This is a genomic window from Blastococcus sp. SYSU DS0552, from assembly GCF_054050815.1.
Map to the genome: position 1 here is coordinate 13,696 of NZ_JBJHAB010000028.1, position 14,185 is coordinate 27,880.

The 14,185-nt window shown below is 74.7% G+C and carries 15 protein-coding genes; 7 read left to right on the forward strand and 8 right to left on the reverse strand.

What is annotated here, in order from left to right; all coding sequences use genetic code 11:
- Positions 1-61 precede the first annotated feature (61 nt).
- A complete protein-coding gene (locus tag ACI8AG_RS19445) occupies positions 62-550 on the forward strand; it encodes an ATP-binding protein (protein WP_456590486.1) in 489 nt (162 codons plus the stop codon).
- The gene (locus ACI8AG_RS19450; protein ID WP_456598325.1) at positions 547-1,479 is read left to right on the forward strand and encodes an RNA polymerase sigma factor SigF; all 933 of its coding nucleotides are present in this window, start codon (positions 547-549) and stop codon (positions 1,477-1,479) included. Before ACI8AG_RS19445 ends, ACI8AG_RS19450 begins: the two co-directional genes overlap by 4 nt.
- A 108-nt stretch (positions 1,480-1,587) precedes the next feature.
- Here ACI8AG_RS19450 and ACI8AG_RS19455 read toward each other — a convergent pair whose 3' ends face one another.
- Both ACI8AG_RS19455 and ACI8AG_RS19460 read right to left on the reverse strand, forming a co-directional pair.
- Positions 1,588-2,817 carry an SPFH domain-containing protein gene (locus ACI8AG_RS19455; RefSeq protein WP_456598326.1) on the reverse strand — a complete coding sequence of 410 codons (1,230 nt, stop codon included), beginning with the start codon at positions 2,815-2,817 and terminating at the stop codon, positions 1,588-1,590.
- Positions 2,818-2,894: 77 nt separating this feature from the next.
- Entirely contained in the window at positions 2,895-3,329 is a 435-nt protein-coding gene (locus ACI8AG_RS19460; protein ID WP_456598327.1) for an NfeD family protein, read from the reverse strand.
- Positions 3,330-3,402: 73 nt separating this feature from the next.
- On the opposite strand from ACI8AG_RS19460, the gene ACI8AG_RS19465 reads away from it, so the two are divergent.
- Positions 3,403-4,137, forward strand: a complete 735-nt coding sequence (locus tag ACI8AG_RS19465) for a hypothetical protein (RefSeq protein ID WP_456598328.1) — start codon at positions 3,403-3,405, stop codon at positions 4,135-4,137.
- 142 nt (positions 4,138-4,279) lie between these two features.
- Here ACI8AG_RS19465 and ACI8AG_RS19470 read toward each other — a convergent pair whose 3' ends face one another.
- Genes ACI8AG_RS19470 through fabG form a run of 3 tightly spaced genes read right to left on the reverse strand, consistent with a single transcriptional unit; the run spans position 4,280 to position 6,922 of the window.
- Positions 4,280-5,428, reverse strand: coding sequence for a ferrochelatase (locus ACI8AG_RS19470; RefSeq protein WP_456598329.1), 1,149 nt, complete (start codon positions 5,426-5,428; stop codon positions 4,280-4,282).
- 37 nt (positions 5,429-5,465) lie between these two features.
- Positions 5,466-6,236: an enoyl-ACP reductase FabI gene (gene fabI / locus ACI8AG_RS19475; protein WP_456598330.1), complete on the reverse strand. Its 771-nt coding sequence runs from the start codon at positions 6,234-6,236 to the stop codon at positions 5,466-5,468.
- Positions 6,236-6,922, reverse strand: a complete 687-nt coding sequence (gene fabG, locus ACI8AG_RS19480) for a 3-oxoacyl-ACP reductase FabG (RefSeq protein ID WP_456598331.1) — start codon at positions 6,920-6,922, stop codon at positions 6,236-6,238. The genes fabI and fabG overlap by 1 nt, the downstream gene beginning before the upstream one ends.
- 155 nt (positions 6,923-7,077) lie before the next feature.
- On the opposite strand from fabG, the gene ACI8AG_RS19485 reads away from it, so the two are divergent.
- The gene (locus ACI8AG_RS19485) at positions 7,078-7,290 is read left to right on the forward strand and encodes a zinc-ribbon domain-containing protein (RefSeq protein WP_456590494.1); all 213 of its coding nucleotides are present in this window, start codon (positions 7,078-7,080) and stop codon (positions 7,288-7,290) included.
- On the opposite strand, the gene ACI8AG_RS19490 is transcribed toward ACI8AG_RS19485, so the two are convergent.
- Positions 7,291-8,064: an IclR family transcriptional regulator gene (locus ACI8AG_RS19490; protein WP_456598332.1), complete on the reverse strand. Its 774-nt coding sequence runs from the start codon at positions 8,062-8,064 to the stop codon at positions 7,291-7,293.
- Between the two features lie 81 nt (positions 8,065-8,145).
- Between ACI8AG_RS19490 and ACI8AG_RS19495 the strand changes: the two genes are divergently transcribed.
- Both ACI8AG_RS19495 and ACI8AG_RS19500 read left to right on the forward strand, forming a co-directional pair.
- Positions 8,146-10,068, forward strand: coding sequence for an FAD-binding monooxygenase (locus ACI8AG_RS19495; RefSeq protein ID WP_456598333.1), 1,923 nt, complete (start codon positions 8,146-8,148; stop codon positions 10,066-10,068).
- 207 nt (positions 10,069-10,275) lie between these two features.
- Positions 10,276-11,859, forward strand: a complete 1,584-nt coding sequence (locus ACI8AG_RS19500; RefSeq protein WP_456598334.1) for a phospholipase D family protein — start codon at positions 10,276-10,278, stop codon at positions 11,857-11,859.
- Between the two features lie 64 nt (positions 11,860-11,923).
- Here ACI8AG_RS19500 and ACI8AG_RS19505 read toward each other — a convergent pair whose 3' ends face one another.
- The gene (locus ACI8AG_RS19505) at positions 11,924-12,364 is read right to left on the reverse strand and encodes a DoxX family protein (protein WP_456598335.1); all 441 of its coding nucleotides are present in this window, start codon (positions 12,362-12,364) and stop codon (positions 11,924-11,926) included.
- A 78-nt stretch (positions 12,365-12,442) separates the two neighbouring features.
- Between ACI8AG_RS19505 and ACI8AG_RS19510 the strand changes: the two genes are divergently transcribed.
- Complete coding sequence (locus ACI8AG_RS19510; protein ID WP_456598336.1) at positions 12,443-13,234, forward strand: crotonase/enoyl-CoA hydratase family protein; 792 nt, start codon at positions 12,443-12,445, stop codon at positions 13,232-13,234.
- 18 nt (positions 13,235-13,252) lie between these two features.
- Here the strand turns inward: ACI8AG_RS19510 and ACI8AG_RS19515 are convergent, their stop codons facing one another.
- Entirely contained in the window at positions 13,253-14,164 is a 912-nt protein-coding gene (locus tag ACI8AG_RS19515) for a diacylglycerol/lipid kinase family protein (RefSeq protein WP_456598337.1), read from the reverse strand.
- Between the last annotated feature and the right edge of the window lie 21 nt (positions 14,165-14,185).

Below are 14,185 nucleotides of genomic sequence, written 5' to 3' on the forward strand. Positions count from 1 at the left end.
GCACGGGGCACCACCGCGGCTCGAAGGTCGAGTGCGCCGGGAACGAAGGAGCGGACGACGGATGGTCGATTCGAGGGCCCCCCTCGCGCAGGACGGACGGCGTGCGGAGCGACTGGAGCTGCGGGTGCCCACCACCGCGACCCAGCTGCCCGCGGTCCGGGCCATGGCCGGTGACCTGGCGATGCGGATGGACTACGACCTCGACGCGGTGGAGGACCTCCGTCTCGCGGTCGACGAGGCCTGCGCCACCCTGTCGACGATCGTCCAGGGGGACGCGCCGCTGACGGTCGTCTTCGAGACCACGCGGGCCGGCCTGCACATCAACGCCTGGGTGCCCACCGCGGACGGCACGGAGGTCCCCACCGACGGCTTCGGGTGGGCGGTCCTCGCCGCCCTGGTCGACTCGGTCGAGGGCCGGCGCTCCACCGAGCGCGAGGTCCCGGGCGGGACCGGCAGCGACTCGCCGGTCGCCGTGATCGCCCTCGCCAAGTACCTGCCGGGGCAGCACCCGGCGGGCGTGGGCGACGAGAACCTCTCGGTGGCCCGGTGACCAGGTCGGCCGCCGCCGCCGACTCCATCGAGGAGGAACCCCTGGACGCCACCGAAGGCACGCCCGTCGACCCCTCGGCCGAGCAGCCGGTCGAGACCCCGGACGAGCCCGCGCCCGGCCTCCCCGGCCCGCCGGCCGCCCCCGAGCCCGATGCGCCACCGCTGTCGGAGAACCGGCGCCGGGCCGAGCGCACGGCGCCGCTGTTCGCCGAGCTGGCCACCCTCGACAAGGACGACCCCCGCCGGGAACGGCTGCGCGAGATCCTCGTCGAGGAGCACCTGCCCCTGGTGCGGCACTTCGCCCGGCGGTTCAGCAACCGCGGCGAGCCCTTCGACGACCTGCTGCAGGTCGGCACGCTCGGGCTGATCGCCGCGATCGACCGGTTCGACCCGACACGGGGCGTGGAGTTCCTCTCGTTCGCCGTCCCGACGATCACCGGCGAGATCAAGCGGCACTTCCGCGACCAGGGCTGGTCGGTGCGCGTACCGCGCCGGCTGCAGGAGCTGCACCTGTCGCTGAACGCCGCCGTCGGCGAGCTGGCGCAGAAGAACGGCCGGGCCCCGACCCCCAGCGAGCTGGCCGAGCATCTGGGCATCCCCCGCGCCGAGGTGCTGGAGGGGCTCGCCGTCGCCAACGCGTACCGGAGCAGCTCGCTGGACGAGCGGCTCTCCGGTGAGGACGACTCCCCCACCCTGGCGGCGACGCTGGGCGAGGAGGACGCGGCGCTGGAGGGCGTGGAGTACCGCGAGTCGCTGCAGCCGCTGCTGGCCACCATCCCGGCCCGGGAGCGGCGGATCCTGATCCTGCGGTTCTTCGGCAACATGACCCAGTCGCAGATCGCCGCCGACATCGGCATCTCGCAGATGCACGTCTCCCGGCTGCTCAGCCAGACGCTGGCCAAGCTCCGCGAGGGCCTGCTCAAGGATTAAGGACCCTCTTCTCCCCACCCTTCGCAAGCTCAGGGCGGGCCCCTGAAGAGGGCCGTGGACGCCGATGGCCCAGAACTCATGAGTTCTGGGCCATCGGCGTTCGGTGCGTCAGGAGGGCGGCAGCTGCGCCGGGCCGTCCGGGGCGTCCGGGTCGTCGCTGCCGATCCGGTTGCGCGGGTCCGCCGCGGGACCGGACTCCTGCACGTCCTGCTTCACCTGCGACAGCGGCGGCGGTGTCGGCACCGCCGGGGCGCTGTCGGTGATCGACGACAGCTCGATCTTGGCCTCCGGCTGGTCGGCTGCCCGCGGCAGCTGCGACTCGAACCAGCTGCTGGTGTCCAGGCCGCCGTCCTTCGGGCCGCCGCCGTCGCCGGACGGCTCGACGTCCATCCACGACTTCCCGCCCTCGGCGCCGCCCAGGCTGGCCAGCCCCTCGAGCGCCTTGCTGAACTCGCTGGGCACGATCCACATCTTGTTGGCGTCGCCCTGGGCGATCTGCGGCAGCGTCTGCAGGTACTGGTAGGCCAGCAGCCCCTGGTCGGGCTTGCCGTCGTGGATGGCCTGGAACACCGTCTCGATCGACTTCGCCTGCCCCTGCGCCTGCAGGTACAGCGCCGCCCGCTCACCCTCGGCGCGCAGGATCCGGCTCTGCCGCTCGGCCTCCGCCTCGAGGATCGCCGACTGCTTCTTGCCCTCCGCGGAGAGGATCGCCGCGGCCTTCTCGCCCTCGGCGGTCGTGATCGCCGACTGACGGGCACCCTCGGCGGTCAGGATGATGGCGCGCTTGTCGCGGTCGGCGCGCATCTGCTTCTCCATCGAGTCCTGGATGGACGGCGGCGGGTCGATCGCCTTGATCTCCACGCGCGCCACGCGCAGCCCCCACGGCCCGGTCGTGCCGTCGAGGACCGAGCGCAGCTGGCTGTTGATGCCGTCGCGGCCGGTCAGGGCGCCCTCGAGGTTGAGGCCACCGACGACGTTGCGCAGCGTGGTCGTGGTCAGCTGCTCCATGCCGGTGATGTAGTTGGCGATGCCGTAGACGGCCAGTCGCGGATCGGTCACCTGGAAGTAGACGACGGTGTCGATGCCGACCTGCAGGTTGTCGGCGGTGATGACCGGCTGAGGCGGGAAGGAGATGACCTGCTCGCGCAGGTCGATGGTGGCCCGCACGCGGTCGATGAACGGCACGAGGATCGACAGGCCCGGCGACAGGGTCCGGCTGTACCGGCCCAGTCGCTCGACGACCTTGGCCTGCGCCTGGGGGACGATCGTCACGCTCTTGGCGATCACGATGATCACGAGCACGGCGATGACGATCAGTGCGATGAGTGCCGCATCCACGGCGAGCTCCCTTCGTCGGGGGTCACCGTTGATCCTGCCCTGCCGGATCCCCCGGGTCAGCACCTTGGGGACAGGCGTCACTCCAGCGCGTCGCCGACGACCGCCGTCGCACCGTCCACCTGCAGGATGCGCACCGTCTCACCGACGCCGAAGGACTCCGCGCTGTGCTGGCTGCGCGCACTCCACTCGTCGGCCCCGAGCCGGATCCGGCCACCGGAGGCGTCCACGGGCTCGGAGACCTCCGCCGTCTTGCCGATGAGCGTGTCGACGCCGTCGAGCTGGAGCGGGGTGCGATCGGTCAGCTGCCTCTTCGCCACGGGGCGCACCGCAACCAGGAGCACCCCCGACACGATGATGAAGGTGGCGAGCTGCAACCAGAGCGCGCCACCCAGCAGCGCGACGGTCATGCCACCGACTGCGCCACCGGCGAGCATGAGCAGCACCAGGTCGAGGGTGAGCATCTCGCCGACGGCCAGCGCCCCTGCACCGATCAACCACAGCAACCACGCCATGCACCGAGTCTGGCAGAGCCGCAGCCCCGGGAGGCCGCGCGGCGGCCCGGCCGCGCCGACGTAGCCTCGACCGGTGCACGACTACCCCGCCGGCCGGCTCGCGGTCTGGACGACCGCCTGGCTGGGCGGGCGCGCCTCCTACGACGAGACGCTGGAGGCGCTGACCGGCGAGCACGCCCACCTCGTGGCCGGCATGCCCGGGAGCGCCGGGACGGTGCCGCTCGGCGAGGCGCTGACCGCGCTGCGCGGCCTGGGCGAGCAGCGGCTGCGGCTGGTGCTGCCGGTACCCGGCGACGTGCGCGGGCTGCCCGCGGTGCCGGGCCTGGCCGCCGCGGCGCTGGAGGCGGGGCAGGCCGCCGTCGGGACCCGGCTGGTCCTGGTCCCGCGGACCGGCCCGGAGGTCGTCACCTGGACGGCGTTCCCGCTCGACGGTGCGGCGCCCCCGCCGCCGCCTGCCGAGGGCAGGCTGCGCGCGGTCTCCGGGGCGCTCGACCTCGCCGTCACCGACGCCGCCCGGACGCTGGCGGACCTGGACCTGGCCCGCTGGCACCCCGAGGTCCCCGCGCTGCTGGCCGACCTGGCACGCCCCAAGCCGGCCCCCGGCCTGCCGTTCGACCACGACCCGCTGGCGCTGTCGGTGCTCGGGCGGGCGCAGCGGCTGGCGGCCGTGCTCGACCTCGCGACCACCGACGCACCCGGGGCGGCGGTCAACCAGGCCCAGATCGCCGCCCGCGACGCCGCCCTGCGTCCGCTCTCCGACGCGGTGCGCGAGGCGGTCACCGCCGCGTACAACGACGTCCCCCGATGACACCGCGGCCACGTGCGGTGCCCTGCACCGTGCAGCCGTTGCACCGGGGGTAGGGCACGACCCCGCCACGCTCTGGGGGTGTTCCGCGCGCCCTGCGGGTCCTGCAGGACCCCCGGAGCGGGAGCACGGCCCCCAGAGCGGGTCAGCCGGCGGCGGGACGGCTCGGGCGCGGCGGGACGAAACAGCAGAACGCCGGGCAGTTGGTGCCCAGGCGCGGCTCGCCCCCGGCGCGTCGCTCCTCGAGCAGCCCGCGCAGCGAGGTCACGAACGCCGGGTGCGTCCCCGCCGTCGCCGCGCGGGCGAAGGCGAGGCCCAGCCGCTCGGCGGTCTCCTTCGCCTCGTTGTCGAGGTCCCAGATCACCTCGAGGTGGTCGCTGACGAAGCCGACCGGGAAGAGGACGACGGCGGTCTCCCCCGCCTCCGCCAGCGCCTCCAGGTGGTCGTTGACGTCCGGCTCCAGCCACGGCACCGACGGCGGGCCGCTGCGGCTCTGCCACACCAGGTCGAACGGCCGGCCCGGGGCGGCGAGGTCGACGACCTGCTGCGCGGCGGCCATCAGCTCCGCCTCGTAGGCGTGCCCCTCCGGTCCGGCGACGGCGGCCATCGTGTCCGGGATGCTGTGCGCGGTCGCCACGAGGCGGGCGGAGGCGCGCAGCTCCTCGGGGAGCTCGGCCAGCGCCGCGGCGAGCGCGTCGGCGTTGGCCCGCACGAAGCCGTCGGCGTCGAAGTAGTGCGGGAGCTTCTCCGCGGTCGGCCCGCCCGGTGCGGCGGCGTCGCCGGTCAGCGCGGCCCGGGCGCGGGCGATGTCCTCGTGGTACTGCCGGCAGCCGGAGAAGGAGGCGTAGGCCGACGTCGCCAGCACGTAGGCGTGCTGGATGCCGTCGTCGGTCATCTGCTGCCAGACGTCCTCGACGTAGGGCGCCCAGTTGCGGTTGCCCCAGTAGACCGGCAGGTCGATCCCGGCCGAGCGGAGCTCGGCCTCCAGCGCCGCGAGCAGCGCCTTGTTCTGGTCGTTGATCGGGCTCACGCCGCCGAAGTGGTGGTAGTGCTCGGCGACCTCCGCCAGCCGCTCGCGCGGGATGCCCCGCCCGCGGGTGACGTTCTCGAGGAAGGGCATGACGTCGTCGTGGCCCTCCGGGCCGCCGAACGACAGGAGCAGCAGCGCCTCCCGCCGGCCGGGCGGGGCGGGCTCGGCCGACGGCGCGACGCCGCCGTTGTTGCGGACGGCGAGTGAGGGGTCCTCGTCGGGTCGCTGACCGGCAGGGGCGATGTCGACGATTGCGCGGGGCACGTGGGTTCTTCCTGTTGCGGGGCGTCGCCGGATGCGCTCACACGCCGACGGCGTGGAAGCCCCCGTCGACGTGGACGATCTCGCCGGTGGTCGCGGGGAACCAGTCCGACAGCAGGGCCACGACCGCCTTCCCGGCGGGCTCGGTGTCGGTGACCGACCAGCCCAACGGCGCGCGGCCCTCCCAGGCCTCCTCGAACTGCTTGCTGCCGGGGATGGACTTCATCGCCATGCTGCGCAGCGGGCCGGCGGCGACGATGTTGGACCGCACGCCCTCCGGGCCGAGCTCGCGGGCGACGTAGCGGCTGACCGACTCCAGCGCCGCCTTCGCCGCGCCCATCCAGCCGTAGACCGGCCAGGCGACGGTCGCGTCGAACGTCAGCCCGACCACCGAGGACGGGTTGGCCAGCAGCGGCCGGCAGGCCTGGGTCAGCGAGGCGTAGGACCAGCTCGACACCTGGAACGCGGTGGCGGCGTGCTCCCAGGCGACCTCGGGGAAGCCCTCGCCCATCGCCTCCTGCGGCGCGAAGCCGATGGAGTGGACGACGCCGTCGAGGCGGTCGAAGCCCTGCTCGCGCAGCCGGTCGGCCAGCGTGGCCAGGTGCTCGGTGTTCGTCACGTCGAGCTCGACGACGGCGGCCTCCTGCGGCAGCCGCTTGGCGATCCGCTGGCACAGCGACAGGGCGCGGCCGAAGTTGGACAGGACGACGGTGGCGCCCTGCTCCTGCGCGATCCGCGCGGTGGCATACGCGATCGACGCCTCGGTGAGGACCCCGGTGACCAGGATCTTCTTGCCGTCCAGGATGCCCATCAGTGCCCCATTCCGAGTCCGCCGTCGACCGGGACGACCGCCCCGGTGATGTAGGCCGCCGCGTCCGACGCCAGGAACCGCACGACGCCGGCGACCTCGTCGGCGTGGGCGTACCGGCCCAGCGGCACCTGGCCCAGGATCTCCTGCTGCCGCGCCTCGGGCAGCTCCGCGGTCATGTCCGTGGTGACGAACCCGGGCGCCACCACGTTCGCGGTGATGTTCCGGCTGCCGAGCTCGCGCGCGATCGACCGGGCCAGGCCCACCAGCCCGGCCTTGCTCGCCGCGTAGTTCGTCTGCCCGGCCGAGCCGAGCAGCCCGACCACCGACGACACGAAGATCATCCGCCCCGACCGGGCGCGCACCATCTTCGGGGTCGCGCGCTTGGCGACCCGGTAGGCGGCGGTGAGGTTCGCGTCCAGGACGTCGGCGAAGTCCTCCTCCTTCATCCGCATGAGCAGGCCGTCGCGGGTGATGCCGGCGTTGCTCACCAGCACCTCGACCGGCCCCTGGTGCTCCTCGACCTCGCCGAAGGCGCGGTCGACGTCCTCGGCGCTGGTGACGTCGCACCGGACGCCGAACAGCCCGTCGGGGGCGCCGCTGCCGCGGTGCGTCACCGCGACCGAGTCGCCCTGCTCGGCGAACGAGCGGGCGATGGCCAGCCCGATCCCCCGGTTACCGCCGGTCACCAGTACCGACCTGCCCACGTGCCACTCCCCTGCGCCGACGACCCGGTGTTCCGGTCCGAACCTAGCCCTTGGGCGCAGGTCACACCGCCTACGGGCCGGTAGGCGGTGCGGGGGGACGCCGCGCGCGCGTCGCAGCGGCCGTCCAAGCTGACGGGATGTTCTTCCTCTTCGGCTTCGGGACCAAGCAGCGGGACGCGGGCCCGGGGGCGACCCGCACCTGTCCCCGATGCGGCAACACCGCGCGGTGGACCCGGGTCCGGCAGTTCCGGCAGCTCACGGTCTTCTTCGTGCCCGTCCTGCGGTGGCGACGCCGGCAGCTCGAGGTGTGCCCGGTCTGCGGGGCCGCGGTGGACGCCCGGGCCGGGTGATCAGCGCCGGCCGCCGGCCGTTCCGCCGTCGGACCGGCCCGCGTCCAGCGCGCGCGCGACCGCCCCCGCCGCCTCGGCCAGGTGGCCGACCCACTCCGGCAGCCGGTCGCGGGAGTACCGCGCGGAGGGTGCGGCCAGGGAGAGCCCCGCACCGTCGAGCCCGCCCGCCGCCGGGACGGCGACCCCGACCGCCGTCAGCCCCGCCTCGGTCGCCTGGTCGTTGAGGGCGAAGCCCCGACGCCGGACCGTGCGCAGCTCCCGCTCCAGCCGGGCGGCCGCGGGCTCGTCCAGGCCGGCGAGGACGTCGGCCCGGCGCTCGGCGCCGAGAGCGGCGAGCACCGCCTTGCCGCCCGAGGTGAGGTGGGCGGGCAGCGCCCGCCCGGTGCGGTCGCCAACGCGCAGCACCTGGTGGCTCTCCACCGTCGCCACGAACCGGACCTCCCGACCGGCCAGCAGCATGACGTTGGCCGTCTCCCCCACCGCATCGACGAGCCGCCGCAGGCTCGGCAGGGCGGCGTCCCGCAGGAGGGCGACCGACGCCGGGGGCGCCGTGGCCGGACGCAGGGCCGATCCGGGCCCGTACCGGCGATCGGGCAGCTGCTCGGCGAAGTCCCGGTAGACGAGCATCCCGAGCAGCCGGTGGGCCGTGGACGCGGAGACGCCCAGCCGACCGGCGACGTCGGTCACCCGCATGGGGCCCTCCTGCTGCAGAAGGCTGGCCAGCAGGAGAGCGGAGTCCACCGAGGCGATCGCGTACGCGGGCTTGTTCTTCACCGCAGAAAACTCTATTCCCTTCCGCGGGAGGTGGGGCAGCGTCGCGGTACCAGCACACGTACGGATGTCAGGGGACGAGACGTGCAGTTCTACCTCGACGGCTACCGGCCCGGCGACCCGCTGGTCGAGGAGCCGCACCCGTCGGTCGCCGACCGGCCGGAGGGACTGCCCACCGAGGCGGACGTCGTCATCGTCGGCACCGGCCCGGCCGGGCTCGTGCTCGCCGCGCAGCTGGCCGCCTTCCCCGACATCCGCACCGTCGTGGTCGACCGGCGGGACGGGCCCCTGCAGGTGGGCCAGGCCGACGGAGTGGCCTGCCGCACGGTCGAGATGTTCGAGGCCTTCGGCCTGGCCGACCAGCTCGTCGCGGAGGCCTACTGGGTCAACGAGGTGGCCTTCTGGCGGCCCGACCCGGCCGACCGCACCCGCATCGCGCGGACCGGTCGCGTCCAGGACGTCGAGGACGGGCTCTCGGAGTTCCCGCACGTCATCGTCAACCAGGCGCGGATGCAGGCCTGGCTCCGCGAGCACATGGCCCGCTCGGCCAGCCGGCTGGCGCCCTCCTACGGGCTGCACGCCACCGGCGTCGACGTCGACACCAGCGGCACCTCGGACCACCCGGTCACCCTCATCCTGCAGCACCTCCGGGGCGGGCGGGCGACGGGCGAGGTCTCGACGGTCCGGGCGCGGTACGTCGTCGGCTGCGACGGCGCGCGCAGCAGCATCCGCACGGCGATCGGCCGCGAGCTGGTCGGCGACGCGATGAACCAGTCGTGGGGTGTCATGGACGTCCTCGCCGTCACCGACTTCCCCGACATCCGGCTGAAGGCGGCGATCCACTCGGCGAACCAGGGCAACCTGCTGATCATCCCGCGCGAGGGTGGTTACCTGGTCCGGCTCTACATCGAGCTCGACGCCGTCACCGACCGCGAGCTCCGCGACCGGCGCGCCGTCACGCCGGAGAAGCTCGCCGCGGTGGCCAACCGGATCCTGCACCCCTACTCCATCGACGTGAAGGGCGTCGGCTGGTGGTCGGTCTACGACATCGGCCAGCGGCTCTGCGACAAGTTCGACGACGTGCCGGCGGAGGAGACCGCGTCGCGCCTGCCGCACGTCTTCATCGCCGGCGACGCCTGCCACACGCACAGCGCCAAGGCGGGCCAGGGCATGAACGTCTCCATGGCCGATGCCTGGAACCTCGGCTGGAAGCTGGCCGCGGTGCTGCGCGGCACCGCCCGCCCGGAGCTGCTGCACACCTACTCCGCGGAGCGGCAGGCGATCGCCCAGGAGCTCATCGACTTCGACCGCGAGTTCGCCCGCATGTTCAGCGCGCCACCGAAGGAGGACGAGAGCGACCACGGCGTCGACCCCGAGGAGTTCCAGCGCTACTTCGTGCAGCAGGGCCGGTTCACCGCCGGCGTCGCCACGCGCTACGCGCCGTCGATGATCACCGGGAGCACCGAGCACCAGTCGCTCGCCGCGGGCTACCCGGTCGGCATGCGCTTCCACTCCGCCCCGGTGATCCGGGTCGCCGACGCCAAGCCGGTGCAGCTGGGGCACGCGGCCCGGGCCGACGGCGCCTGGCGGCTCTACGTCTTCGCCGACTCCACGGAGCCCGCCGACCCCGGGTCCCGGGCCCGGGCGTTGCTGGAACACCTGGGGTCGGCGAACTCACCCCTGGCCCGGTACACCCCCGACGGCGCCGAGCCCGACTCGGTGATCGACGTCCGCGCGATCTTCCAGCAAGGGCACCGCGAGCTGGCCGTCGACCGGTTGCCGGCGGTGCTGCTGCCGCGGAAGGGCCGCCTCGGGCTGGTCGACTACGAGAAGGCCTTCTCCCCCGACCACGCCGCCGGGAACGTCTTCGCGATGCGGGGCATCGACCGGGAGCGCGGCTGCATGGTTCTCGCGCGACCCGACCAGCACGTGGCGGCGGTGCTGCCCCTGGACGCGGCGGACGAGCTGGCCCACTTCCTCGCCGGAGTGCTGGTCGAGGCACGGTAGCGGCCCGGCGCGAGCCCCGGGCATCGGTGAGCGCACCTGCGCCGCGTCCCCCACCCCCGCACGGCGGCACCCGGTGTGCCCGCCCGGGAACAGGGGTAGGCGCGTTGCCGGCCAGGGCCGTCCCCGAACGGCCGCCACGACCAGGCACCGAGGAGTGATCCGCCCGCCATGCCGTTGTGGCCGCGCCGGCGTCGGGAGCCCCCCTGGGTGCGCCGGTTGGGCGGCGGGCACCCGTGGCTGCTCACCGCCGAGCAACGCGGGAACTCCGCGACAACGCTGCCGGCGTGGCGGGAGGGCAACGCGGTGGACGCGGTCGTCGACGGGCGCCCCTATCTCCGGCAGCTGCGCGCGGTGCTGGACGCCGCCGGCGCGGAGGACCTCGTCCTGCTGGCGAGTTGGCGCGCCGAGCCGGAGGAGCTGCTCGACGACGACGGTCCGCCGTTCGCCGCGGCGCTGGTCGGCGCTGCCCGCCGCGGTGCGGACGTCCGGTTGCTGCTGTGGCGGTCGCACGCGACGGCGCTCGGCTTCACCCTCGGCCCCCACCGGGAGCTGGCGCGAGCGGTGCACGCGGCGGGGGGTGAGGCGGTGCTGGACGCGCGGGTGCGACCCCTGGGGTCGCACCACCAGAAGCTGGTCACGGTCACCGGCGCGACGGGTGAGGTCGCGTTCCTCGGTGGCATCGATCCGGCCCGGACCCGCCGGGACGGGCCGGCGCACACCGGCGACCCGCAGCGGCAGCGGTTCAACGCCGCGTACGGCCCGACCCCGGCCTGGCACGACGTCCAGCTGCGGCTGACCGGGCCCGCGGTGCACGACCTGGCGACCGTGTTCCGGGAACGGTGGGCCGACCCGGCACCGCCGGTCCGCTGGCCCTGGCAGCGCGTGACCGACCGGTTGCTCGGGGCGGCCCGCCCGGTCCACCCCGTCCCGCCGCCGTCACCTCCACCGGCGCCGAGCGGCACCTGCACGGTGCAGCTGCTGCGCACGTACCCCCGCCGCCGCCCTGCGCATCCCTTCGCCCCGGAAGGCGAGCGCAGCATCGCCCACGGCTACGCGAAGGCGCTCGCCCGCGCCCGTCGGCTGGTGTACGTCGAGGACCAGTACCTCTGGTCCAGCGAGGTCGCGCGGATCTTCGCGGCCGCGTTGCGCCGGTCCCCGGAGCTGCGGTTGATCGCCGTCGTCCCCCGGCACGTCGACGGCGAGGGGCGCCTCGACCGGCCGGCCACCCTGCGCGGCCGCAACGCGGCCTGGCGCACCGTGCTGGCCGCCGGGGGCGAGCGGGTGCAGTTGTTCGACCTGGAGAACGAGGCCGGCTTCCCCGTCTACGTGCACGCCAAGGTGTGCATCGTCGACGACGTGTGGGCCGCCGTGGGCAGCGCGAACCTCAACCGGCGCTCGTGGACCCACGACTCCGAGCTCACCGCTGCCGTGCTCGACGAGTCGCGCGACGGTCGCGAGCCGGTCGACCCCGGTGGCCTGGGCGACGGCGCACGGACCTTCGCCCGCCGGCTGCGGCTCGACCTGATGCGCGAGCACCTGGACCGGGCCGAGGGCGACGACGCCGACCTCCTGCACGCCGACGACGCGGTGGCGGCGATGCGTCGATCCGCGGCGGCGCTCGACGCCTGGCACGACAGCGGCCGCCGCGGACCGCGACCGACCGGCCGGCTGCGTGCCCACCCCCGGCGCAACGGGCCGCTGTGGAAGCGCTGGCTCATCACACCGGTCTACGACGCGGTCTACGACCCCGACGGGCGCCCCTGGACGATGCGACTGCGGCGGGAGCTCTGACCCGGCCCACCCGAGGCCGGGCGCCCTGTCCCCGAGGTGGGCGTCGGCGAGTTCCGGTCCTGGCTCACCGAGTCGTGGGTGGACCTGCTCGTCGGCTGAGTCGATCCCGCCTCCGGCCGCGCCGCAGCCAGCCGCCGCCGTACAGCGCCCACGGCACGAGCAGCGGCTGGAAGAACAGCCGGGCGAGGCGCTTGCGGTCGGTGTCCAGTCCGAAGGCGTCGGTGCCCTCGAGGTACTGCGCGACGTTCCCGGGGAAGATCACCACGAAGAACACCGCCAGCAACCCCCCGACCAGCCGCCGCTTCCGCGGCAACGCGAGGAAGGACGCACCGAGCGCGATCTCGGCGACGCCCGAGCCCAGCACCGTCAGGTCCTCGTCGACGGGGAACCAGCCGGGCACCTGAGCCTGGAACTCCTGCCGCTGGGTGGTCAGGTGCAGCACCCCGGCGCCGACCATCGTCGCGCCGAGCAGCAGCCGGGCAGCGGTACGGGGCAAGGAGGTCATGGCGCAGCGTAGGCAGGGGCGTCGGCCCACCCACCGCGCTCGTTGACACGCCGGTCCGGCCGCCCGTAGACAGCGGAGGTGGACAACGACGTGTCGCGCCGGGTGGCGCTCGAGGTGGCCGACGGCGTGGCGACGGTGCGGCTGGACCGGCCGGAGAAGCTGAACGCGCTGGACCCCGCGATGTTCGAGGCGCTCGTCGCCGTCGGGACCGGGCTGATGGAACGGGACGACGTCGGCGCGGTGGTGCTCACCGGGGCCGGCCGGGCCTTCTGCGCCGGCCTGGATTTCGGTTCCTTCGCCGCGATGGCCGAGGGCGGCGAGCGCGTCGTCGTCGCCCGGGAGCCGCTGGGCGCGGCGGGTGCGCTGGCCCAGCAGGCCGTGCACGTGTGGTCGCTGGTGCCCGCCCCGGTGATCGCGGCGGTCCAGGGCGTCGCGTTCGGCGGCGGCCTGCAGATCGCCCTCGGTGCCGACATCCGGCTGGTCGCGCCCGACGCGCAGCTGTCGCTGATGGAGATCCTGTGGGGCATCGTGCCGGACATGTGCGGCACCCAGCTGCTGCCCGAGCTGGTCGGCCGCGACGTCGCCAAGGAGCTCGCGCTGACCGGGCGGAAGGTGTCGGGTGCCGAGGCGGTCCGCCTCGGGCTGGCTACCCGCGAGGCCGCCGACCCGCTGGCCGCCGCGCTCGAGCTGGCCAGCGAGATCGCCGGGCACAGCCGCAGCGCCACCCGGGCGGTCAAGCGGCTGATCGACCTCGCCGGGCGGGTGCCGCTCGCCGAGGGGCTGGCCGCCGAGCAGGCCGAGATCGGCGCCCTCATCGGCTCGCCGGAGCAGGCCACGGTCGTCCGCCGCCGGCTCGAGAACCGCGCCTGAGCAGCCGCTCCCGACCCGCTACCGCGGGACGAGGACCGACCAGGCGGCGGGCTGCACCCGCCACGTGCGGGCGACGGCGATCTCGTCGAGTTCCCCGTCGGCGTCGACGGCGACGGTGCTCCCGGACAGGCGCACCTCCCGGGCGCGCGCCACCAGCACGTCGTCCCGATCGACGTGACCGCCGGTGGTCAACGCCGTCCCGAAGGCCACCCGCGCCACCGGTCCGGTGGCGACGCTCACGACGACGTCGGCCTCCCCGTCGTCGGGCCGCGCGTCCGGCGCCAGCGGGGTGCCGCCCCCGATGGTCGAGCCGTTGCAGATCCCGACCATCAGCACGCCCAGCCGGCCGTCGGCGGCCCACTCGCCGGTCGCGGCCACCTCCCCGTCGATCTCGACGCACAGCTTCCACCCGGCGCCGGACACCCCGGCGATGGCGGCGCCGAGCGGGTAGGCCGCCGCGCCGAGCCGCCTCTTGAGCCGGTGGGCCTCGGCGGCCGCCTCGGCGCCCACCCCGGCGTGCACGGCGTTCACGACGATCCCGCCCGCGTCGTCGCGCAGCAGGTCCAACGGGCGGGGCCGGCCGGCCAGCACCGCGGCCGCGCCCTCGGCCGGGTCCAGCGGCAGCCCCAGGCTGCGGGCCAGGTCGTTGCCCGTGCCGCAGGCGATGATGCCGACGGGGTCCTCGGGCGTCAGCCGGCCCACCCGGTCGAGGGCGGCCACCACCGCGTGCACGGACCCGTCCCCGCCCAGCGCGACCACCCGACGGCCGGTGTGGTCGCGCAGCACCTCGTCCAACTCCGCGGCGTCACCGGTGGCGGCAACGGCGACGTCGGCGCCGGTGCGCAGCTCTGCCACCGCCGCCTCGACCGCCTCGTCGTGCGCGGTACCGGCCGCCCGGTTCACCACCAGGAGCAGTGCGTCGTCGGGCACGGGGCCTCCTCGCTCGACTCG

What these genes read in the sequence shown, in the direction of transcription:
- fabI (WP_456598330.1), bottom strand. Translation starts at nt 6,236, where the DNA reads ATGGGCATCCTGGACGGCAAGAAGATCCTGGTCACCGGGGTCCTCACC.
- ACI8AG_RS19460 (WP_456598327.1), bottom strand. Translation starts at nt 3,329, where the DNA reads ATGGCGTGGTTGCTGTGGTTGATCGGTGCAGGGGCGCTGGCCGTCGGC.
- ACI8AG_RS19505 (WP_456598335.1), bottom strand. Translation starts at nt 12,364, where the DNA reads ATGACCTCCTTGCCCCGTACCGCTGCCCGGCTGCTGCTCGGCGCGACG.
- ACI8AG_RS19445 (WP_456590486.1), top strand. Translation starts at nt 62, where the DNA reads ATGGTCGATTCGAGGGCCCCCCTCGCGCAGGACGGACGGCGTGCGGAG.
- ACI8AG_RS19485 (WP_456590494.1), top strand. Translation starts at nt 7,078, where the DNA reads ATGTTCTTCCTCTTCGGCTTCGGGACCAAGCAGCGGGACGCGGGCCCG.